Genomic DNA, 23190 nt, shown 5'->3' with positions numbered 1-23190 from the left:
GATGGCGACCAGCGCCCATGCCGACAGCCTGGCCAGTTTCCTGCCCGACATCGACCCTGCCGATCTGGCCCCCGGCGCCGATGCCTTTGGCCCGGTGCGCGATGACGTGAAGGTCGCCCCCGTCCTGAAGGGCGGCGAGACCGTTGCCTGGGCATTCCTGACCTCGGATTTTGTTGGCACGACGGGCTATTCCGGCAAACCGATCCACGTCGTTGCCGCCATCGACAACGATGCCGTGTTGACCGGAGTGCAACTGGTCAAGCACTCGGAACCCATCGTGCTGATCGGCATCCCCAATTCCCGCATGGTTGAATTGACCGAAGGCTATGCGGGCCTTGACCTGAAGGTTGAAGCCGAAACTGGGGGTGAGGGGCACGACCTCGACATCATCTCGGGCGCGACGGTCACGATCATGGTGATCGACGACAGCCTTGTGCGAGGCGGTATCAAGGTGGCGCGCGCATTGGGTCTGGGCGGCCTGTCGCCGTTGCAGGCCGACGGGCCAAAGCGCGAAGTCGATATGGCGCAGAATGCGGTCTATGACTGGTCGACCCTTTCGGGTGACGGCTCGATCCGTCGGCTGACGCTGGATGTCGGGCAGGTCAATGCCGCCTTCGAGGCCACCGGAGACCAGCGCGCGATCAAGCGCCCGGAACCGGGCGAACCGGATGACACTTTCATCGACATGCATATGGCGCTTGTCTCGGTTCCGTCGATCGGCAAGTCACTGCTGGGCGACGCCGAGTACCAGAACCTCGTGAACTGGTTGGACGAGGGCGAACAGGCCATTCTGGTGCTGGGGCGCGGTGCCTACAGCTTCAAGGGGTCAGGCTATGTGCGCGGCGGGATTTTCGATCGGATCCAGTTGATCCAAGGCGACAATTCGGTCCGGTTCTTCGACAAACAGCAAGTACGCCTTGGCAAGGTTGCAGCCCCGGATGCGCCCAGTTTCACAGAGCTGGACATCTTCAAGATCCCCGCCGATGCCGAGTTCGACCCGACCGAGCCGTTCCGCCTGCAACTGCTGGTACAGCGCGCTGTGGGTGCCGTTGAGAAAACCTTTCTGACATTCGATCTGGGCTACAAACTGCCAGACCGTTACCTGCTGCCGGTTGCAGCCCCAAAGGTTGTCGACGATGCGACCGGCGAAGCCGCCGCCAAGGCTGCCCTGTGGCAGCGCATCTGGAAGGATCGCACCGTCGAAATCGCCGTTCTTGGCGTCATGCTGCTGGTCCTGACCGCGACGTTCTTCTTCCAGTTCCACGCGACGATGAATGCGCGGGTCTTCTACTGGTTCCGCATCGGCTACCTGACAATGACCCTGTTTTTCATCGGCTGGTACGCCAACGCGCAGCTGAGCGTGGTGAACCTGATGGCACTGGCGGGCAGCCTGCGCACAGGATTCTCGTGGGATGCGTTCCTGCTGGACCCGCTGGTGTTCATCCAATGGTTCGCCGTTGCCGCCGCACTGTTGTTCTGGGGTCGCGGGGCCTATTGCGGATGGCTGTGCCCCTTCGGCGCGTTGCAGGAATTGACCAACAAGATCGCGCGCGCGCTGAAAGTGCCGCAATGGACGCTGCCCTGGGGTCTGAACGAACGCCTGTGGCCCGCGAAATACATGATCTTTCTGGGTCTTTTCGGGCTCAGCTTCATCTCGATCCCGTTGGCCGAGAAATATGCCGAGGTCGAGCCGTTCAAAACGGCGATCATTCTGAAATTCATGCGCGACTGGCCTTTCGTGGTCTTTGCGCTGGCCCTGCTGGGGATCGGGCTGTTCATCGAACGGTTCTATTGCCGCTATCTCTGCCCGCTGGGCGGAGCACTGGCGATCCCTGCCCGTATTCGCATGTTCGACTGGCTGCGCCGCTACAAGGATTGCGGCACGCCCTGTCAGACCTGCGCCAATGAATGCCCCGTTCAGGCGATCCACCCCACCGGTGAGATCAATCCGAACGAGTGCGTCACCTGCCTGCATTGTCAGGTGCTCTACCAGTCCGAGGACAAATGTCCCGTCGTTATCCGCCAGCTGAAACGGCGGGCCAAGACAGGGTCGGTCCAGATGAAGACCCCACTCGGACAACCACCGGCGAACCATCCGAACGCCAAACCGCAATCCGTTTCCTAAAAGGAGGAACGAACATGTCGGAACATGACAACAAACTAACAGTCACACGCCGTGGGATGCTGGGTGCAACAGCAACCGGTGCCGTGCTGGCCGGGACCGGTCTGGGCTCGACCCTGATGACCGCGAAGCAGGCGAGCGCCGCGGCCAATGCCAATCTCGAACCGGGCGAACTGGACGAGTATTACGGTTTCTGGTCCTCGGGTCAGACCGGCGAGCTGCGCATTCTGGGCTTTCCGTCCATGCGCGAGCTGATGCGGGTGCCCGTGTTCAACCGCTGCTCGGCCACGGGCTGGGGTCAGACCAACGAGTCACTGAAGATCATGACCGAAGGGTTGCTGCCTGAAACCAAGGAGTTTCTCGCCAAGCGTGGCATGAAGACCTATGACAACGGCGACCTTCACCACCCGCACATGTCGTTCACCGACGGCACCTATGACGGCCGTTATCTGTTCATGAACGACAAGGCCAACACCCGCGTCGCGCGTGTGCGCTGTGACGTGATGAAATGCGACAAGATCACCGAGATCCCGAACGCCAAGGCGATCCACGGCCTGCGTCCGCAGAAATTCCCGCGCACCGGCTATGTCTTTGCCAATGGTGAAGATGAAACACCGCTGGTCAACGATGGAAGCGTGCTGGACGATCCGTCGCAATACGTGAACATCTTCACCGCGCTGGACGGCGACACCATGGAAGTGGCGTGGCAGGTGATCGTGTCGGGCAACCTCGACAACACCGACTGCGACTATCAGGGCAAATACGCCTTCTCGACCTCGTACAACTCAGAAATGGGCATGAACCTGGCCGAGATGACCGAGAACGAGCTGGACCACGTCGTCGTCTTCAACATCGCCGAGATCGAAAAAGGCATCGAAGCCGGCGATTATCAGGAGCTGAAAGGCGTAAAGGTTCTGGACGGGCGCAAGGGTCAGAACAAGAAATACACCCGTTACATCCCGATCCCGAACTCTCCGCACGGCATCAACACCGCGCCAGACGGCAAGCACGTCTGCATCAACGGCAAGCTGTCGCCGACCGTCTCGATCATGGACGTCACCAAGCTGGACGCCCTGTTCGAAAGCGATGCCGACCCGCGCTCGTGCATCGTGGGTGAGCCGCAGCTGGGCCTTGGCCCGCTTCACACCGCCTATGACGGTCAGGGCAACGCCTTCACCACGCTGTTCCTGGACAGCCAGATCGTGAAGTGGAACATCGACAAGGCCATCCGCGCCTACAATGGCGAGGACGTGGACCCGATCATCTCGAAGGTCGACGTGCACTATCAGCCGGGTCACAACTCCACCTCCATGGGTGAAACCAAGGAAGCCGATGGCAAGTGGCTGATTTCGATGAACAAGTTCTCGAAAGACCGGTTCCTGAACGTTGGTCCTCTGAAACCCGAGAACGAACAGCTGATCGACATTTCGTCGGATGAGATGAAAGTGGTGCATGACGGCCCGACCTTTGCCGAGCCGCACGACTCGATCATCGTTCGCAGCGACATCGTGAACCCGGTCAACGTCTGGGATCGCAACGATGTTACCTGGGAAGACGCCCGCAAACAGGCCGAAGCCGATGGCATCGATCTGGAAGAAGGCGCGGAAGAACCGATCCGGGACGGCAACAAGGTGCGGGTCTACATGACCTCGCAGGCGCCGACCTTCAGCCTTGAGAAGTTCACCGTCAAACAGGGCGACGAGGTCACGGTTTACATCACCAACCTCGATGACGTGGACGACGTGACCCACGGCTTCTGCCTCGGCAACTACGGCATCGCGATGGAAGTCGCACCGATGGCAACCGCTTCGGTCACCTTCACCGCCGACCGTCCGGGCGTGCACTGGTTCTATTGCCAGTGGTTCTGCCATGCGCTGCACATGGAAATGCGCGGCCGGATGCTGGTCGAACCGCAAGGAGCCTGACCCATGCGCTGGCCCCTGCTCATACCGCTCCTGCTCGGCTCGCCTCTTTGGGCGGCGGATTGGGATGTGCCCAACCGGGCGGCGGCCATCAATGAAATACTGGCTCAGGCGGCGGACGGAGATACCCTCCGCCTGAGCCCCGGTGTTTATGCAGAACATCTGATTCTGGACCGGCCCGTCACGATCGACGGGCTGGGACAGGCCACCATTGACGGGCAAGGCACCGGCAGCGTCATCACCGTAACCGGCCCGGGCGTGACCCTGCGCGGCCTGACAGTGATCGGCTCGGGTTCAAGCCATGACGGGATCGACAGTGGCATCCAGCTGACCAAGACGGCCCGCGCGCCGGTGGTCGAAGACAATGTGCTGCTGGGCAATCTTTACGGCATCGACATTCATGGTGCCAAGGACAGCATCGTGCGTGGCAACCGGATCGAAGGACGTCAGGACCAGCGGATGAATGACCGCGGCAATGGTGTCTATGTCTGGAACGCGCCAGGCGCGCGGGTTGAAGACAACGATATCCGCTATGGCCGTGACGGGATCTTTGTGAACTCGTCCAAGAAGAATACCTTTACCGGCAACTTGTTCCGCGATCTGCGCTTTGCCGTGCATTACATGTATGCCGATAATTCGGTGGTCAGCGACAATGTCTCGATCGGCAACGATCTGGGCTATGCGGTGATGTTCACGACCAATGTGAAGGTCGCAGACAACGTCTCGATCGGTGACCGTGAACATGGCGTGATGCTGAACTATGCCAACAAGAGTCAGATCACCGGTAACGTGGTGATCGGTGCCAAGGAAAAGTGCACCTTCCTTTATAACTCCAACAAGAACGAATTCACCGACAACTGGTTCCAGGGATGCGGCATCGGCATCCACTTCACCGCCGGCAGCGAACGCAACCGCATCGTTGGCAATTCCTTCATCGGGAACCGGACACAGGTGAAATACGTCTCGACCAAATGGGTCGAGTGGTCCGAAGACGGGCGCGGCAACTACTGGTCCGATTTTGCCGCCTATGATGTGGATGGCAACGGCATCGCCGATGCCCCCTATCGCCCCAATGACTCGATGGACCATGTGCTGTGGACCCAACCCGCAGCCAAGCTGCTGCTCGGCTCTCCTGCCGTGCAGCTGGTGCGCTGGTCGCAATCCGCCTTTCCGGCACTGTTGCCCGGTGGCGTGATGGACAGCAATCCATTGATGCAACCCCTTGAACCCCCAGCTATGGAAAAGGTGCCTCATGACGGATAAGGCCCTGATTATTGACCATGTCAGCAAGGACCGAGGCAAGACCTGCGTTCTTGATGATATCACCCTGTCACTTGCCCCCGGTCAGCGTGTTGCGCTGCTGGGCCATAACGGCGCTGGCAAGTCGACCCTGATCAAATCCATCCTTGGCCTGACGCCGATCCAAGGCGGAGCCATCCGGATCGGAGACGCCACCCCCGGCAGCGCCCAGGCGCGGCGGGAAACGGCCTATCTGCCCGAGGCGGTATCCTTCCACCCGGCCCTGACCGGGCGCGAGCAACTGACCCTGTTTGCGAAACTGTCCGGCACCAGGGCGGATGTGGCCGGTCTGCTGGAGCGCGTAGGTCTGAGCGATGCCCTGGACCGCCGGATCGGCACCTATTCCAAAGGCATGCGGCAACGTCTGGGCCTGGCACAGGTTCTGCTGGGACAGCCGAAAGTGGCTTTGCTGGATGAACCCACCAGTGGGTTGGACCCGATCTCGCGCCAGGATCTCTATGCCATCATCGACGAGCTGGCCGCGCAGGGCACCGCCGTGCTGATCGCCAGCCATGCCTTGACCGAGGTCGAGGCCCGCACCGACCGCATCGCCATCATGCGCAAGGGCCGGATGGTCGCGGATGACACGCTCAACAACCTGTCGGCCCTTGCAGGCCTGCCGATCCGTCTGAAAGTACGTGCAAGCGCCAACGCCGACGTGCTGGCCGCCGAACTTGGCGGCAACCGGATCAACGGCGCTTCGGTCGAGCTGCTGTGTTCCCCCGCCGACAAGATGGAAGCCCTGCGCCGGATCGCCGGATTGGGCGATGCCGTGGCGGATGTGGAAATGACCCCGCCCAAGCTGGAAGACCTCTATCGCTATTATGCACAGGAGGAGAGGCCATGACCCGCTTCTTCGCCATTACCCGTACCGAAATGCTGATCCTTCGCCGCAATCGCTGGCTGCTGGTGGCGACGCTGATCATGGTGCTGTTCGCACTGGCGCTGACCTTTGCGGGCAGTGCGCCAACCGGAACGCTGGGCGTTGACATGCTGACCGTTTCGGTTGCGTCGATGACCACGCTTTCGGTTTACCTCGCGCCCCTTCTGGCGCTGATGATCTCGTTCGACGCCATCGCCGGAGACGTGGACCGGGGCAGCCTGTCGCTGCTGTTGTCCTACCCTGCGGGGCGCGGAGAAATCCTGTTGGGCAAGTTCACCGCACATCTTGCAGCGCTGGCCTTTGCCATGACGGTCGGTTTCGGTACCGCCGGCGCGGTGGCGGCCTTCTTTGGCGGTGCCGGACCGGAAAGCCTGATGGCGTTGGTCCGTCTCATCCTCACATCCATCCTTCTGGGCGCCGTGTTTCTGGCGCTGGGATACCTGCTGTCTGCCTTGGCTAAGGGGGCTACGGCGGCGGCGGGTCTGTCGGCCGGGCTCTGGCTGGTTTTTGTTGTTCTCTATGATCTGGGCCTGTTGGGGGCCGTCGTCATGGACAAGGGCGGCACCTTTACCCAATCCGTCTTTCCATGGGTGATGGTGGCCAACCCGGCCGACGCATTCCGTCTGTGGAACATCGCCGCGACGGAAGGCGTGGCCATGGCCTCCGGCATGACCGGGGCGGCACAGGCCTTGCCCATCTGGGCCGCGCCTGCATCGCTGCTGATCTGGCCGGTGCTGGGCTTTGCCCTGGCGCGGCTGGCATTCCGGAGGGTCGAGCCATGAAACCCCTCGTCCTGATTGCCTTGATCGCGTTGGCGGCCTGCAAGGAGGACCTGGCCGAGGCCCCCGATCCGGTGGATCTGACCCCGGACGCGCTGAGCTATTTCTGCCAGATGAACATCGCCGAACATGGCGGCCCCAAGGGGCAGATCCATCTGAAAGGATATCCCGCACCGCTGTTCTTTGCGCAGGTGCGCGACATGGTGGCATACCTCAAAAGCCCTGAACGTGATGCCGACATCACAGCCATCTATGTCAGCGACATGGGTATTGCGCCAAGCTGGCGGCAGCCGGGTATCTCGAACTGGATCGCCGCGGATGGCGCGACCTTTGTCGTCGGCGCCAATGTGGCAGGTGGCATGGGTGCGCGCGAAGTGGTGCCTTTTGCCGATCCTGCCGATGCCCAGGCATTCATTGAGATTTACGGCGGAACGGCACTGAGCCTGCCGGACATCCCGGATACCGAAGTGCTTGGCCCTGTCGATCTTGAACTGTCGTTGGAGACCCCCGTATGACCGCTTTGTCGCGCCGCCGATTTCTGATCATCTCAGCCGCCTGTGCTGCGGCCACACCGCTTGCGGCCTCGGACGCGCGCTGGCACGGAACCGCGCTGGGTGCTGCCGCCAGCTTGCGACTGGTGGGCCTGACGGACGCTGAGGCCGCACCCATCATGTCCGCCATGGAAACCGAGATTGCCCGGCTGGAAGATATCTTCAGCCTGTATCGCCCGCAATCGCAGCTCAGCCGGTTGAATCGCGATGGTTTGCTGACGGCGCCCGCTCCTGAATTGTTGGACGTGCTAAGCCTCAGCACAGCGCTGCATCAGGCATCGGGTGGCGCATTTGATCCGAGCATTCAACCCGTGTGGGCGGCATTGGCTGCGGGCGCGCGCCCGGGCGATCTGGTTGAAGTTCAGCCGGCAATAGGCTGGGAAAAAGTAGTTTTCGACGCCTCGGCCATTCGCCTTCCGGTGCCCGGAAAATCGGCGCTGACGTTGAACGGTATAGCGCAGGGCGCGATCACCGACCGGATCGCCGACCTGCTGCGTGCTCATGGTCTGCGTGATGTTCTGGTCAATATGGGAGAGGTTGCCGCCCTGGGTGCGCGTGGTGACGGTGCGCCCTGGAAAGTTGGATTGGCGGCGCCGGACCAAACGGTTCTGAAGCGGATTGAATTGAACGATCGGGCAGTGGCGACATCTTCAACGCTGGCGACTCAGATCAGCCAGGGAGTCGGACACATCATTACCTTGGATGGGCCTTCAAGCCGCGACAGGACCGTTTCGGTTTCTGCCCCGAAAGCGGCCATTGCGGATGGGTTGTCCACTGCACTTTGCGCGGCATCCGCCGGCAGAGCCAAAGAGATCCTGGAGTTCTTCCCCGACGCCCGTATCGAATTGAACGTTTGATGAAGAATTACAAATCTCAGACCGAACAAAAAAAATCTAAAAAAGTATGATATAGGTCAAATCGTGCGCTGCTTAAGGCAGCTAGGAAGTAAGGACGCGAACCTAATCAATCCAATTTCGAGTCGCCAGCTATGAGCCAGATGACCAGCAGACGCGCTTTTCTAAGCGCGCGTGGCCTGCGGGAGGACCCAGATGCGATCCGTCCGCCGGGTGCAGTTGCAACTGGCTTCAGCGATCTATGCACGCGTTGCGAAGACTGCGCCGCGGCTTGTCCTGAAGACATCATCACATTCGACGATGCCGGTTTCCCCGTTCTGGACCTGTCCGCAGGCGGTTGCACCTTGTGTGGTGACTGCGCTGACATTTGTCCGACCCCGGCGTTGCTGTCGGAACGTGTTGCCGAATGGCCATGGCGCGCACGAATCGATGACACAAGCTGCCTGTCGACGAACGGCGTAAGCTGCCGCCTGTGTCAGGACAATTGCGAACAGGATGCCATCCGCTTTCGCCTGCAACTGGGCGGACGCGCGGAACCAGCGCTTGAAACAGAAACCTGCATCGGCTGCGGAAGTTGTTCCGCCGCCTGCCCCACTGGGGCGATCGTGATGCACCGCCCCGCCCCACTACACCCGGAGGTGAACCAATGAATATTTGTGGCTGTCTGGTCCACATCGCCCCCGATTACACCGATGCCGCACGCGCGGCGATGGCCGAAACCCAGGGCGTCGAGCTTCATGCCGAAGCCGAGGACGGCCGTTTCGTAGTTGTTGTCGAGGATACGGCCGACAGGCTGGCCTCGGACACCATCATGGATCTGCACCAGATCCCAGGAGTGATCTCACTGTCACTGACTTATCACCATTTCGAAGATCTCGCGGAGACGGCTCCGCGTCCTGATGCTCCAAGCCAACCGTCCAGCAGGAGGCCCATGCAATGACCATCTCTGAATCCCGTCGTACATTTCTGAAAGCGTCCGCAGCGGCAGCCACTGCCTCGGCTGCGGGCATTCCCATGGCCGCAGGTCAGGCCAACGCTCAGGTCGGCGCGCCCGATATTCGCTGGGACAAGGCTGCTTGCCGGTTCTGCGGTACAGGCTGTTCGGTTCTGGTGGGCACCAAAGAGGGTCGAGTGGTGGCCACGCAAGGTGACCCCGACGCACCGGTGAACAGGGGCTTGAACTGTATCAAGGGCTATTTCCTGTCCAAGATCATGTACGGCAAAGACCGCCTGACCACACCGCTTTTGCGCAAGACCAACGGCCAGTATGACAAGAATGGCGAGTTCGAACCGGTCAGCTGGGATGAAGCCTTTGATGTGATGGCCGCCAAATGGAAAGAGGCCCTTGCCAAGAAAGGCCCGACCAGCGTGGGGATGTTCGGTTCGGGGCAGTGGACGGTCTGGGAAGGCTATGCCGCCGCCAAGATGATGAAGGCCGGGTTCCGGTCGAACAACATTGATCCCAATGCGCGTCACTGCATGGCCTCGGCCGTGGTTGGTTTCATGCGCACTTTCGGCATTGATGAGCCGATGGGGTGCTATGACGACCTTGAGCACGCCGATACCTTCGTGCTGTGGGGATCGAACATGGCCGAGATGCACCCGATTCTGTGGTCGCGCCTGACCGACACCCGCCTGACGAAGCCGGGTTGCGAAGTGCATGTGCTGTCGACTTTCGAGCACCGCTCGTTCGAGCTGGCCGATAATGGCATGGTCTTTGCACCGCAAACCGATCTGGCGATCCTGAACTATATCGCGAACTACATCATCCAGAATGGCGCGGTGAACGAAGAGTTCGTCAAGAACCACGTCAACATCACCAAAACCGCCACCGATATCGGTTACGGCCTGCGGGACAACAACCCCCTGCAACAAGAAGCTGAAAACCCGAACTCGGGCAAGTTGGAGCCGATCAGCTTCGAGGAATATGCCGAAGCCGTTTCGAAATACACGCTGGAATACACCTCGGAACTGTCCGGTGTTCCGGCTGACAAGCTGGAGCGTCTGGCCAAGCAATATGCCGACCCCAACCGCAAGGTGATGAGCCTGTGGACCATGGGCTTCAACCAACATACCCGCGGGTCCTGGGTGAACTCGCTGATGTACAACGTGCACCTGCTGGTGGGCAAGATTTCGGAACCCGGCAACTCACCCTTCTCGCTGACCGGTCAGCCGTCGGCCTGCGGTACGGCGCGCGAGGTAGGCACCTTTGCGCACCGCCTGCCCGCCGACATGGTGGTGATGAACGACAAGCACCGCGAGATCTGCGAAACCGCATGGAACGTGCCCGCCGGCACCATTCCTGACAAGCCGGGTTTCCACGCCGTGCTGCAACATCGCAAGCTGAAGGATGGCGACCTGAACGCTTATTGGGTTCAGTGCACCAACAACATGCAGGCTGCACCGAACATCAACGAGGAAGGCTATCCCGGCTATCGCAACCCGGAAAACTTCATCACTGTTTCAGACCCCTACCCGACGGTCACTGCGGTTTCCGCTGACCTCATCCTGCCCACCGCCATGTGGGTCGAGAAGGAAGGCGCCTATGGCAACGCCGAGCGCCGCACCCAGTTCTGGCGGCAACAGGTAAAGGCCCCGGGCGAGGCCAAATCGGACCTTTGGCAGGTGATGGAGTTCTCGAAGCGCTTCACCGTCGAAGAGGTCTGGGGCGAAGAGTTGCTGGCCAAGATGCCCGAGCATCGCGGCAAGACCATGTACGAGGTTCTGTTTGCCAATGGCAGCGTCGACAAGTTCCCTCTGTCGGAAACCGCCGAAGGCTTCGACAACGACGAATCCGAACATTTCGGCTTTTACGTGCAGAAAGGTCTGTTCGAAGAGTACGCCAACTTCGGACGCGGCCATGCGCATGATCTGGCACCATTCGAAACCTACCACCAGGCCCGCGGTCTGCGCTGGCCGGTCGTGGATGGCAAGGAAACGCTCTATCGTTTCCGCGAAGGCTATGACCCATACGTGTCCGAGGGTGCCGGCGTGGAATTCTATGGCCACAAGGATGGCAAGGCCAAGATCATCTTCGCGCCCTATGAACCTGCCGCAGAAGAGCCGGATGCGGAATTCGATCTGTGGCTGTGCACCGGTCGCGTGCTGGAACACTGGCATTCAGGGTCGATGACACGCCGGGTGCCGGAGCTGCACCGCGCCTATCCCGCTGCCGTGGTCTACATGCATCCGCAGGACGCGAAGGACCGGGGTTTGCGCCGGGGCCAGGAGATTGTGCTGTCGACCCGCCGCGGCGAGGTTACCAGCCGTGTCGAAACACGGGGTCGGAACAAGGTGCCGCGCGGTCTGGTCTTTATGCCGTGGTTCGATGAGCACCAGCTGACCAACAAGCTGACGCTGGACGCAACTTGCCCGCTGTCGAAAGAGACCGACTTCAAGAAATGCGCCTGCAAGGTCGAGCGCGCGTAACCAGCAAGGATCAAACGGGTCGTTCCCATGTCTCTTGTCGATAAACCCCTTTCGCCGCAGCGGCGCCGGTTCCTTCAGGACTCGGCGCGGGCGGCGGGCGGCTGCGTGGTCGCCGGATCGTTGCTGGCCTATCTGGCCCGCGACGCCCGCGCCCTGCCCGCCGATGCCTTGCGCCCGCCCGGCGCATTGCCCGAGAAGGAGTTCCTGTCGGCCTGCATCCGTTGCGGTTTGTGCGTGCGGGACTGCCCGTACGATACCCTGAAACTGGCCGAGCTCGGCTCGGATGCGGTGGCGACGGGAACACCGTTCTTCACCGCCCGGGATGTTCCCTGCGAAATGTGCGACGACATTCCGTGTGTCGCCGCGTGTCCAACAGGGGCGCTGGACCCTGGGCTGGAGAATATCGACGATGCCGAGATGGGTGTTGCCGTTCTGGTCGATCAGGAAAACTGCCTGAATTTCCTCGGTCTGCGCTGCGACGTCTGCTATCGCGTCTGCCCCGTCATTGACGAGGCGATCACTTTGGAGACGGCGCATAATACCCGATCGGGTCATCATGCCTTGTTCATTCCAACCGTTCATGCCGAACGCTGTACCGGTTGTGGCATGTGCGAGAAAAGCTGTGTTCTGCCCGAGGCCGCGATCAAGGTTCTGCCGGCACGGCTGGCCCGCGGCAGTTCGGCCGAGCATTACCGCAAGGGTTGGGAGGAAAAGGCCGCCAAAGGCGCGCCGGTGGTCGAGGGGATCATCGATCTGCCGGATCGTTTGCCCGGACCGGGAACCGACAATCTTGCCGCGCCCGGCGGTTTTGCCCCTGAATATGATCTGCCGGGGGTGGGGCAATGAGTACGCGCACGCACATGCCAGTCGGTCAGGAGGCGGTTGAAGACAAAGGCTGGATCGGGGCGCATCGCTTTTTGCTGATGCGCCGCGCAAGCCAGCTGTTCTTTCTGGTTCTGTTTCTGCTGGGCCCGTGGTTCGGCATCTGGATTGTCGAGGGCAATTTGGCGGGGTCACTGACGCTGGGCGTTCTGCCGTTGACCGATCCGTTCATCCTGTTGCAAAGCTTCGTTGCAGGTCATTGGCCCGAAGTGACCGCGCTGATCGGTGGACTGATCGTTCTGGTGGTCTATGCCCTGATTGGTGGCCGTGTCTATTGTTCTTGGGTCTGCCCCATAAACCCGGTGACAGACGCGGCCAACTGGGTGCATCGCAAACTGGACCTGCCGAAAGGCTGGCAACCCAAGCGCGGCACCCGGCTGTGGATTCTGGCGACCGTGCTGCTGGTCTCGGGCCTGAGCGGCGTGATCGCTTGGGAGCTGGTCAACCCGATCACCATGCTGCATCGCGGGCTGGTATTCGGCATGGGCTTTGTCTGGGCCATGATCGCGGCCATCTTCGTGTTTGACGTATTCGTCTCACGCCATGGCTGGTGCGGCCATCTGTGCCCCGTGGGCGCGTTCTACGGGCTGATCGGGTCGAAAAGCCTGCTGCGGGTCAGTGCCGCCAATCGCACGGCCTGTGATGACTGTATGGATTGTTATGCGGTCTGTCCTGAAAATCAGGTGATCTCACCCGCGCTGAAAGGCAAGCCGGGAAGCTCGCCCCTGATCCTGTCACCTGACTGCACAAACTGCGGACGCTGCATCGATGTCTGCGCAGTCGACGTCTTCAACTTTACTCACCGGTTCGACGACCATGTCGTTCAACCTTCCGATCCAGTTGCCGCGCCTGAGCCGCGCGCTGCCAGACCTATCTAGGGGAGTGCCAAGATGAAAAGATCAATCGTTACAGGCGGAATTGCCCTTCTACCCGTAGTTTTGCTGAGCGGATGGGCCTTTGCCCAGTCCGCTCAAGTCGAAACCCTGCGGGGCGCGGACGTAGACGAGCCGATCCCTTTGGATCAGATTCACAAAAATGTCGAAGGACGGATGCAACGTAATTATCGCCAGCAGCCACCGCTGATTCCGCATTCGATCGAGCAATATCAGATTGATGTGCGCACCAATCAGTGCCTGTCCTGCCATGACTGGTCCAAGGCAGGTGAGCGTAACGCACCGACCCTTTCAATGACACACTATCTGGATCGCGAAGGCCGCGAATTGGACCGCGTCGCCGGGACCCGTTATTTCTGCAACCAATGTCACGTTCCGCAGGCGGACGCGCCGCCGCTTGTTGAAAACGTGTTCCAGCCCTCGACCGGCAACTGATCCAACACAAGACTGAAAGGAGCACCGACATGGCAGACTCCCCCGAAAAACGCGGCTTTCTGGGTCGCCTTTGGAACGCGATCTGGACGCCGGCGGTAATGTTCAGTTCGGGCTTTCTGATCCTTGCCGGATTTCTGGCCGGTATCCTGTTCTGGGGTGGGTTTCACTGGACCCTGGAACTGACCAACACCGAAGAGTTCTGCGTCTCGTGTCACACGATGGAAACGAACCTGGGTGAGTATCGCGAGACGATCCACTACAACAACCACTCCGGCGTGCGTGCGATCTGCTCAGACTGCCACGTTCCGGATGAGTGGAACCACAAGATCAAAGCCAAGATCATGGCCGTGAAGGACGTCTATCATGAACTGGTGGGCACCATCAGCACACCCGAGAAATACGAGGATCACCGCCTGGCGATGGCCTCGGCCGTCTGGAAGAAAATGAAGGCGTCTGACAGCCGCGAGTGCCGCAACTGTCACAACTTTGACTACATGGACTTCACCATTCAGGAAACCCGCGCTGCCTCGGAACACCAACGCGCCATCGACAATGGTATGACCTGTATCGATTGCCACCAGGGCATCGCCCACAGCCTGCCACCCAACTATTTGGAAACATACGAAAAGGTGACTGCTGCATTGGAAGATGAAGTTGTGCAGGAGCACGCCGCCGCGGGTGACGACATCCGCGATTTCCTGAACAACAGCTCGAATTGATGTGGGGGCAGAGATGTTAGAGTTACTTGGAACCATCGGTGGCAACGTCCTGAGCTTGCCCGGCATACTCGGTCTGGCGTTGGGCATGATGACCCGCAAGCTGTGGCTGGGCGCGGCATTGGGCGGCGCAGTCGGTGTATTCGAGACGCTGGTTTTCGCAGGCTTCCGGTTTGCGCATGTAGAGCCACTGGAACTGATCATCGCTATTGTGGTCGGCGTCTGTGCAGGAAGCCTCGGCACTGCCATTCGCATCAAGGGCGCAACAGCCTGAAACACAGCCGGTTTCACGGTTTCGGTGGAACCGGCTTGTTACGTCGGGCCGGGCAGTGTCGTCACCAAGTCAATGACTGTCTTCATGTGATTTCACGCCGGCGATCACCAATTCCGCATCTCCGGGCAAGGACCGGTAGGCTGCGGGCAATGTGCGATCGGTGATGAGCACATCCTTTTCCGTCAACCCGGGCAGGCGCAACGCCGGGCTGGTCTGGACCTCGTTGAATTTTGTGGAATCAACCGCCATGAAGGTCTGGTCAGCAATATCAGACATCGCCCGGGCCATATCAGCTTCGCATTGATCATAAACCATGAAGCCCTTGCTGGGATGCACCAGTGACGCCGACAAAATGGCCGTCCGGGCCGAGAAGCCTGCAATGACGTCATAGGCGGCGCGGTCGAAAGCGGCACCGTCGTGGTTGCGCAACTGCGTCCCCGCCATGAAGACCCTGTTGCCCTCTTCCATCGACAACGTGGCGGCGATGAAGGCCGAGTTTGTCACCACCGTGAGGTTTTTGCGCGCGCGAAGTGCCTGAGCAATGAAGCCCGAGGTCGAACCCGTGTCAATGGCAATGGCCGAACCGTCCGGTATCCGCGCCGCAACGGCGTCGGCTATCGCGACTTTGGCGGCGCGGTTCTGCGCCATGCGGGCCAGAAACGGAGGATCCAGCACATTTTGAGTGCTGACCAATGCACCATGCACCTTGGACAGGCTGCCCTTGGCGACCATCGGCTTCACGATTCGCCTTACGGTCTGGTCCGACACGTTGAGAATGCGCGCCAATTCCATGACCGAAATTCGCCCATGCAGGTTTACCGTGCTGAGGATGTCTTGCTCGTATTTCGACATGAAGCGCCGCGATATTTGTTGATTTCATCAGGTTACTTGCAAGGTTGACGCTGTTCAAGCGACCATTTTCAACACGTTTCAAACATTTTTGTTGCTTTTTGTTGCTTTGCGACTTTTGATGACGACATGTCATTTGAAATGGGTGGACGCATGACAACGCATTCGGTCAGACATCTCATCATTGGCGGGGGCATCATCGGATGCTCCATCGCGTATCACCTCGCACGGTCCGGTGAGACGGATGTTGTTCTTCTGGAAAGGGCGTCCCTGACCGAGGGGGCCACCTGGCATGCGGCGGGCCTTGTCGGGCAGTTGCGGTCATCGCGCAACACGACGCGGATGCTGAAACGGTCCGTGGCGCTGTATGATCGTCTGGCCGAAGAAACCGGGATGGAATTCGACTGGAAGAAAGTCGGAAGCCTGCGCCTGGCGGTAAGCAAAGAGCGGCTTCTGGAAGCAAAGCGCCTGGCGACAATGGCCCGCAGTTTTGATCTGGAGATGGAAATAATCTCGGCCGCCGAAGCCAAGGCGCTTTTCCCCTATGTCGACGCGAATGGTCTGGAAGGCGCGGCTTTTATCCCCTCGGACGGTCATGTCGATCCCGCAGGCTTGTGTCAGGCAATTGCGTCCGGTGCCCGGATGCACGGTGCCCGGATCCGCCAATCCGTAGAGGTCACCGATTTTGAGATCCATAACGATCGCATCACCAAAGTGATGACATCGGAAGGGAACTATGAAGCGGACACCGTCGTTCTGGCCGCCGGAATGTGGAGCCGCGAACTGGCAGCGAAACTCGGGGTTGTTGTCCCGGCCTGCGCTGTCGAGCATCAATACATCGTAACTGAACCCCTGCCCGACCTCGATCTTGTAAAACGCCTGCCAACCCTGCGGGATCCCGAGCGGCTGGTGTATTACAAACCGGATGCAGGCGGGAGGCTTGTGATCGGCGGGTATGAGGACAACACGCTGCCATTCGGCGACAGGGGTATTCCGGGCCCGTTTGTCCGGCAGCTTTTGCCCGACAACCTGGAGCGGTTTGCCCCCCTTGCCGAACTGGCAGGTCAGGTTACGCCGGTCGTCAACACGGTCGGAATCCGGCAGGTGATCAACGGCCCCATCCCTTATTCCGCGGATGGCGATTTTGTCATGGGATGGGCGCCCGAGCTGCGAAACCTGATGCTGGCGACCGGATTTCTGTACGGCATCGCGGCAGGTGGTGGCGCAGGAGAGATGATCGCCGAGTGGATTGTCGAAGGCCGCCCGAGCCTTGATCTGTGGCCTCTGGATGTTCGCCGATTCAGTCCGCATCACGCCACGCGCGCCTTCATGTATCCTCGCGCGGTTGAGCATTACGCGCATCACTACAAGATGCGATATCCGGGGCAGGAAGCGGAAACGGCCAGAAACCTGCGCCTGTCGCCCCTGCATGAGAGGCTGAAACAACATGGCGCGGTGTTCGGGTCAAAAAATGGCTGGGAGCGGCCGCTCTGGTTCGCCCCGCCCGGTGTCGAGCCGGTGGATCAGTTGGATTTCCTGTCACCGGGTTGGAAAAACTATGCCGAACAGGAACACAAGGCCGCGCGCGACGGGGTCGTTCTGATCGATCAAACAAGTTTCTCAAAGTTCGAACTGATCGGCCCCGGCGCACTGGAAGCCCTTCAAAACCTTGCCGTTTCAAATATGGACAAGCCGGATGGCACGGTGATCTACACCCAATTGTGCAATGATCGCGGCGGGGTTGAAGCCGATATCACCGTCACCCGATTGGGGCGGGATCATTTTTACATCGTCACCGGGTCCGGATTCGGCGTGCATGACTCGGATTGGATCCGACGTCACCTGCCCCGCGACGGGCGCGCGCAGCTGATCGAAATGACGTCGGCACGCGCCGTCATCAACATTTGCGGCCCCAAGGCGCGGGATGTGATGCAGACCGTCGCGGAAGAAGACGTCTCGAACCTTGCATTTCCCTTTGCAACGGCCCGAGAGATCACCTTGGGAACGGCAAAGGTCCGCGCGATCCGCATCGGTTACGTCGGAGAGCTGGGATGGGAGCTGCATATCCCGACCGAGTTCGCCCTGCATGTCTATGACCTGCTTTGGCAGGCCGGTCAAAGCCATGGCATCCGCGACATCGGCTACCGCACCATCGAGTCCTTGCGGCTGGAAAAAGGGTATCTCTACTGGAGCGCCGACATCACCCCCGACTATTCGCCAATCGAAGCGGGCCTTGGCGCGCGGGTCCATCTGAAATCCAAACAGGGCTTCATCGGGCGACCGGTGCTGGAGGCGCAGAAAGCGACCGGCCCCGAGCGGCAGCTCTGCACGTTCATCACCGATGAGCGGCTGCCGAGCACCGGAGGAGAGACCATACTGCATTCCGGAAAAACAGTCTCGCTGGCGTGCAGTGGTGGCTATGGGTTTACCGTCGGCAAGACCATCCTCTACGGTTATCTGCCTGCGGGATTGGCTGGTGGGTCAGAATTCGAAGTGGAGGTGTTCGGAGAGCGTCACCCCATCCAGCGTGTGGACGGGCCGCTTTTCGACCCGGCAAACAGCCGTTTGAAAGCCTGAGGGAGAGAGCGATGCAAAATGAGCCAAAACTTGAGATCATGCAGGCCCTTCGCAACGTGGCGGGGTTTGACACCCTTGCCGAGACGGACCTTCGCACCTACCGGCTGGGCGGGTTGACCAATCTGGTCTACCGCGTCGAAGGTGGGCCAAGGACGGTGATCGTGCGCATCCCAGGCGAGGGCACCGAAGCCTATATCGACCGCGCGGTTGAAATCCACAACGCGCAGGTGGCGGCAAAAGCCGGGGTCGGCCCCGAAGTTCTGTGGGCAGACGCGTCATCCGGCGTGATGATCAGTGATTGCGTGCCCGACATCGTGACGATGACACCCGAGATGTTTGCGACGCGCCCCGGGTCTGCCGCCCGCGCGGGAAAGGCGCTGAGGCAACTGCACGATGCCCCCGAGCCGTTCAAGTTTCGGTTCGAGCTGTTTTCGATGATCAACGACTACATGAAGGTACTTGCAGACAAAAACGCGACCCTGCCGGACGGATACGCGGACGTCGTGGCCGAGGCGGCCCCGATCCGCGAGGTGTTGCGGGACAAACCCGGGACATTGGTCCCGAGCCATTGCGACCCTCTGTGCGAGAATTTTCTGGATGACGGCCAACGCATGTGGATCGTGGACTACGAGTATTCAGGCATGAACGATGCCCTTTGGGATCTGGGTGATCTGTCGGTCGAAGCCGGGCTGACCGACGAACAGGAGCTGGACATGTTGACCGCCTATTTCGACGGCCCGCCGAGCGAGGCTCAGATCGGGCGCATGGTGATCTACAAAGCCATGTGCGACCTGCTGTGGACGCTGTGGGGATTGATCCAGCATGCGGATGAAAACCCCGCCGAAGATTTCTGGGCCTATGCCACGAACCGGTTCGAACGCTGCAAGTCCCTGATGCTGGCCCCGTCCTTTGCGGCCCATGTGAAAGCCGTGGCCGAGGAATAGGGTTTCATCCGCAGCCAGATCCGCCCTAGATACCGGATGTTTCCTAGCTTACCACAGATCTTTGAGCCGCTTTCCCTGATACCTGTATCCCAATGAAGAACGGGCGGGCATGACACGGGATGCGCCCGGAGCGTAAGTGTATCTGTTCGAAGCACATTTGCGCGCGTCGGCCCTTTGCTGGTGCCGGGGTTGAGTCTGCTTTTCTGCCCGATACCTCATCAGGACCACGGCACTTTTGTACCTCTGTCAGCCTTGACGTGGCGTCAGGGATAAGCCGGTATATCCGGTCGTTCGGTCGCCCTAAAATCTTGCCAATAAAGTCAACTTGAGACTTGAACCTTATGATTTTTCAGGAAAAGCACGTGACGCTGTGGTAATTTAGACGTATAGCGGCCAATCAATGTAACAAGTTAACAGTGCTGCCTTTTCCTGCTATGGATTCAGTATGAATTCCTCTCTATTTTTGGATTATACATATTCATTATGTATATGTATTAAGGGGAAAACAGGGGGACAGTTATGGAAGGAGTCGCAAGACAATGACGCGAGTCCTTGAGGCATCACCACGCATTTCAAAAGTCCTTCATCTGGCAGATCTGAATGACTATGCCACTCTGTTTCAGAGAGAGGGCGTTGACGATGACATTCTGGACGAATTGACTGATCCGGAACTGCGTGATCTGGGGTTGACGGTTGGTGAAAGGAAGCGCTTTCGAAAGGCGCAGGCCAGGCTGAAATCGCAGGAAGCATCGAAGCGGGCCGAAGTCCAGTCCAAGGCCGAGCGCCGGCAACTGACTTTGGTTTTCTGCGATCTTGTGGGGTCGACCCGGCTGGCACAGCGATATGATCCGGAAGACCTGATGCAGATCATGAACCTGTATCTGGACACGGCGATCGGCACCCTGAAACAGCACGGCTGCCATCTGGCCTATCGGCAGGGCGATGGTATCATGGTGTATTTCGGATACCCGAAGGCCATGGAAGATGATGCCGAACGGGCCGTACGAGCCGTATTGGAGACCATCGAGGCCGTTCAGAACCTTGAAAACGAGTTTGGAGAAAAGCTCGACCTGCGGGCAGGCATTGCGACCGGAATGGTTGTCGTGGGCGTTGTTTCTTCGAAAAGCCTGGGGTCCCAGGACTTTCTGGTGGGTGAAACGGCGAATCTTGCATCCCGCCTTCAGGGGCTGGCCGAACCGGGTGAAGTGATCATTTCTTCAGAGACCCGGAGGCTGACCCAGGGTGCCTTTGAATTCGAGCCACGTGGCAGCCACGAGCTGAAAGGCTTTGACAATCAGCGCAAAGTGTATCGCGTGGTGTCGGAAATCATGTCCACCAGCCGGTTCGACGCGCGGGTGGGTCAATCTGCGGTCGATCTTGTCGCCCGGCATGACGATCTTTCAACCCTGACCCGGCTTTGGAGCGAAGCGCAGGAAGGCTCGGGCCGGCTGGCGCTTGTCGGGGGGGCTGCGGGAATCGGCAAGTCGAGGCTGATCAAGTCACTGTCTGAAACAATCGGGGTCAAACCCTTTATATTGCAGTGCATCCCGCACCTGACAAGTCTTCCGCTGCACCCGATTGTCGGAGAATTGAGGCGCGTTTCGGGCGACAAATCAAATGAAAGTATCCGGGCGGCGATTTCGGACTTCGTGCAATCGGCCTCACGGTTGAGTGACGCGGACTTGCCCGTTCTTCTGGATCTGGCAGGTATCGAGACCGGCGCCCCGTCAGAATCCGACCCGTTGAAAAAGGCGCGCAAATCCCTTGACGTGATGCTGCGCAGTCTGGGCAGCCTGTGTGACAGGCGCGGCACGTTGTTGTTGGTAGTCGAAGACGTTCATTGGGCCGATGCGACCACGTTGGACGTACTGGATGCGCTTGCATCCGCCTTGAGCAACTTTCCGGTACTGGTGGTTCTGTCGCACCGACCTGAATACGAACCTCCGGAACATTTCGAAAGCCGAGCCGCGCGCATTGATCTGTCTCCGCTTGGCAATACCGAGGCATCCGAACTGGTCCGGCGCGTGGCCGAGCCGTACAGCCTGCCTGTCATCCTGATCAGGCAGATCATCGAGAAGGCGGATGGCGTGCCGCTGTATATCGAAGAAATGACAAAGGCGGTTCTGGACCAGCTGCCCCAGGATGCCCCGATCAACGCCGAGGTTCTGGATGCGCTGAGCGTCCCAGCCACCCTTCAGGATTCGCTGATGTCGCGTCTTGACCGGATGGAACATGCCAAACCAGTCGCCCAGCTCGGATCGGTCATCGGGCGCAGTTTCACGGCTCAGATGATCCACGCGGTGGCGCATAAAGACATGGATGTGGAAAGCGCCCTCATGCAGCTTATGGCGGCTGGCGTCGTGCTGATCACCAGCGATTCAGGGTCGGCCACATACACGTTCAACCACGCGCTGGTTCAGGATACGGCCTATAATTCGTTGCTGCGGGAAGACCGGCAGAAGGTTCATCTGAAAATCGCCCAAGCATTGCTGGACGGCCACAAGGCATTCGGAACCCCGGCCCCCGATACCGTCGCGCATCACTGCGATCTTGGCGGATTGAAGGATGAAGCCGTCGCCAATTGGGTCACGGCAGGTGAACTGGCGTTGTCCCGACTGGCGAACCTGCCCGCGATCTCCGCTTTCCGGGCCGCCCTGCGCAACATCGGAACCATGAAGGCCAACACGGATCGCGACGGTTTCGAGCTTCGCGTTCAGATGAACATTCTGCCCGCCTATATGGCGATCTACGGGTGGTCGTCCGATCAGGTCGGCGAAACTGCCGCCCGGGCGATGGAACTGGCCCAGTCTTTGGGCGACGGCGAGACGCTTTTTGCCGCAACTTTCTGCCGTTGGACCCATTTCTTTGTTGCCGGTCAGATGAACCGAGCGATGGAAATGGGACAGGCGCTGGACATGATGGCCGGCATGTCCGAAGACCCCGTCGCCAATGTGCTGGCGGCGCGGGCGCTGAGCTTTACGCATTACTTTCGCGGGGAATTTGCGGAATGCGAACAACAGCTGGAGCGCGCGTTCGCCCTGATCACACCCAAGCTGGATATGGCCATGATGCCCATGACCCAGTCTTCCACGGCCGCGTCATTGCTGGCCATTCAGGGATGCCTGCTGTGGCAGCAAGGAAAGTTCGAAAAAGCCGAGGCCGCGCGTCTGGAATCCATCGAGGTCAGCAGGGCGCTGAACCACGCACCCAACCTTGTCTACGTCATGGGCGCTTGCAGCATGTTCCTGCCCTATGCGGGGGAATGGGACCGGCTCGACGTGACGATGAAAGAAGCCAGAAAAGTCGCGGATGAGGAAGGGTTTCTTTACCTTCACGCGATGCAGGACATCTATATGGGCCTCGCGCAGGCCGGAAAGGGCGACATCGCAGGTGTTCCGGAACGCATCGAGACATGCATGAACCTGATTTCCAAATCTGGTGGGAACTTTACTTTTCCTCAGAATCAGATTGTTCTGTCTGAGTTGATGATTGATCACGGAGATGTTGATCAGGCTTTGGACCGGCTGGAAACCGTTTGCATTCCCGGCTGGGAGCGCGGCGAGACGTTGAACAAACCTGAATATCACCGTGTGCGGGCAAAGGCTTTTGCCGCAAAGGGGGACTTGGACGCTGCAATCAGCGAGGCGGAAAAAGCGCTTTCGCTTGCCCGGGATTGCCGTGGCGTTGTTCAGGAGCAGCGGGCCCGCGATCTGCTGGACAGATTGAAAGAAGCAAAATGAACAAGATTGACTGCCCCGCCGAATTGGGCAGCAGCACCGAG

At 59.7% G+C, this 23190-nt stretch carries 19 protein-coding genes; 18 read left to right on the top strand and 1 reads right to left on the bottom strand.

The genetic code is table 11. The features are described 5' to 3' along the window. Nucleotide 1: 1 nt before the first annotated feature. The 15 genes from ACR0A2_RS19955 (at nt 2) to ACR0A2_RS19885 (ending at nt 15039) form a co-directional block, all read left to right on the top strand. Nucleotides 2-2125 (top strand): 4Fe-4S binding protein, encoded by a 2124-nt coding sequence (locus ACR0A2_RS19955; RefSeq protein ID WP_480836914.1) that lies wholly within the window; start codon nt 2-4, stop codon nt 2123-2125. 14 nt (nt 2126-2139) lie between these two features. Beyond that, nucleotides 2140-4047 (top strand): TAT-dependent nitrous-oxide reductase, encoded by a 1908-nt coding sequence (gene nosZ / locus ACR0A2_RS19950; RefSeq protein WP_152460377.1) that lies wholly within the window; start codon nt 2140-2142, stop codon nt 4045-4047. A 3-nt stretch (nt 4048-4050) separates the two neighbouring features. Then, a complete protein-coding gene (locus tag ACR0A2_RS19945; RefSeq protein ID WP_480836856.1) occupies nt 4051-5307 on the top strand; it encodes a nitrous oxide reductase family maturation protein NosD in 1257 nt (418 codons plus the stop codon). Continuing rightward, nucleotides 5297-6190 carry an ABC transporter ATP-binding protein gene (locus ACR0A2_RS19940; protein ID WP_171228845.1) on the top strand — a complete coding sequence of 298 codons (894 nt, stop codon included), beginning with the start codon at nt 5297-5299 and terminating at the stop codon, nt 6188-6190. Before ACR0A2_RS19945 ends, ACR0A2_RS19940 begins: the two co-directional genes overlap by 11 nt. Next, a complete protein-coding gene (locus ACR0A2_RS19935) occupies nt 6187-7008 on the top strand; it encodes an ABC transporter permease (RefSeq protein WP_480836854.1) in 822 nt (273 codons plus the stop codon). The genes ACR0A2_RS19940 and ACR0A2_RS19935 overlap by 4 nt, the downstream gene beginning before the upstream one ends. After that, nucleotides 7005-7520, top strand: a complete 516-nt coding sequence (locus ACR0A2_RS19930) for a nitrous oxide reductase accessory protein NosL (RefSeq protein WP_480618836.1) — start codon at nt 7005-7007, stop codon at nt 7518-7520. Before ACR0A2_RS19935 ends, ACR0A2_RS19930 begins: the two co-directional genes overlap by 4 nt. Further along, the gene (locus ACR0A2_RS19925; protein ID WP_480836852.1) at nt 7517-8413 is read left to right on the top strand and encodes an FAD:protein FMN transferase; all 897 of its coding nucleotides are present in this window, start codon (nt 7517-7519) and stop codon (nt 8411-8413) included. Before ACR0A2_RS19930 ends, ACR0A2_RS19925 begins: the two co-directional genes overlap by 4 nt. A 140-nt stretch (nt 8414-8553) precedes the next feature. After that, entirely contained in the window at nt 8554-9060 is a 507-nt protein-coding gene (gene napF, locus ACR0A2_RS19920) for a ferredoxin-type protein NapF (RefSeq protein ID WP_480836850.1), read from the top strand. After that, on the top strand, nt 9057-9350 hold the full coding sequence (locus ACR0A2_RS19915; protein ID WP_152460384.1) for a chaperone NapD: 294 nt from the start codon (nt 9057-9059) through the stop codon (nt 9348-9350). The genes napF and ACR0A2_RS19915 overlap by 4 nt, the downstream gene beginning before the upstream one ends. Continuing rightward, nucleotides 9347-11839, top strand: a complete 2493-nt coding sequence (gene napA, locus ACR0A2_RS19910) for a nitrate reductase catalytic subunit NapA (RefSeq protein WP_480836848.1) — start codon at nt 9347-9349, stop codon at nt 11837-11839. The genes ACR0A2_RS19915 and napA overlap by 4 nt, the downstream gene beginning before the upstream one ends. A 27-nt stretch (nt 11840-11866) precedes the next feature. Continuing rightward, the gene (gene napG / locus ACR0A2_RS19905; RefSeq protein WP_152460386.1) at nt 11867-12685 is read left to right on the top strand and encodes a ferredoxin-type protein NapG; all 819 of its coding nucleotides are present in this window, start codon (nt 11867-11869) and stop codon (nt 12683-12685) included. Continuing rightward, nucleotides 12682-13599, top strand: a complete 918-nt coding sequence (napH, locus tag ACR0A2_RS19900) for a quinol dehydrogenase ferredoxin subunit NapH (protein ID WP_480618832.1) — start codon at nt 12682-12684, stop codon at nt 13597-13599. Before napG ends, napH begins: the two co-directional genes overlap by 4 nt. Nucleotides 13600-13611: 12 nt before the next feature. Continuing rightward, nucleotides 13612-14049 carry a nitrate reductase cytochrome c-type subunit gene (locus ACR0A2_RS19895; RefSeq protein ID WP_152460388.1) on the top strand — a complete coding sequence of 146 codons (438 nt, stop codon included), beginning with the start codon at nt 13612-13614 and terminating at the stop codon, nt 14047-14049. 29 nt (nt 14050-14078) lie between these two features. Further along, entirely contained in the window at nt 14079-14768 is a 690-nt protein-coding gene (locus tag ACR0A2_RS19890; protein ID WP_152460389.1) for a NapC/NirT family cytochrome c, read from the top strand. Nucleotides 14769-14781: 13 nt separating this feature from the next. After that, entirely contained in the window at nt 14782-15039 is a 258-nt protein-coding gene (locus ACR0A2_RS19885) for a hypothetical protein (RefSeq protein ID WP_152460390.1), read from the top strand. A 69-nt stretch (nt 15040-15108) separates the two neighbouring features. Here ACR0A2_RS19885 and ACR0A2_RS19880 read toward each other — a convergent pair whose 3' ends face one another. After that, complete coding sequence (locus ACR0A2_RS19880) at nt 15109-15891, bottom strand: DeoR/GlpR family DNA-binding transcription regulator (RefSeq protein WP_480836845.1); 783 nt, start codon at nt 15889-15891, stop codon at nt 15109-15111. 150 nt (nt 15892-16041) lie between these two features. Between ACR0A2_RS19880 and ACR0A2_RS19875 the strand changes: the two genes are divergently transcribed. The 3 genes from ACR0A2_RS19875 to ACR0A2_RS19865 all read left to right on the top strand — a co-directional run bounded on the left by ACR0A2_RS19875 (nt 16042) and on the right by ACR0A2_RS19865 (nt 23149). Further along, on the top strand, nt 16042-18465 hold the full coding sequence (locus ACR0A2_RS19875; RefSeq protein ID WP_480836843.1) for a GcvT family protein: 2424 nt from the start codon (nt 16042-16044) through the stop codon (nt 18463-18465). A gap of 11 nt (nt 18466-18476) precedes the next feature. After that, nucleotides 18477-19409: a choline/ethanolamine kinase family protein gene (locus tag ACR0A2_RS19870; protein ID WP_171228857.1), complete on the top strand. Its 933-nt coding sequence runs from the start codon at nt 18477-18479 to the stop codon at nt 19407-19409. A gap of 539 nt (nt 19410-19948) precedes the next feature. Beyond that, the gene (locus ACR0A2_RS19865) at nt 19949-23149 is read left to right on the top strand and encodes an adenylate/guanylate cyclase domain-containing protein (protein WP_480836841.1); all 3201 of its coding nucleotides are present in this window, start codon (nt 19949-19951) and stop codon (nt 23147-23149) included. Nucleotides 23150-23190: the final 41 nt, after the last annotated feature.

The sequence above is a fragment of the Ruegeria sp. H8 genome (assembly GCF_056532905.1).
Note: the sequence above shows the minus strand (reverse complement) of the source record. Positions and strands in the feature narration are given on the sequence as shown.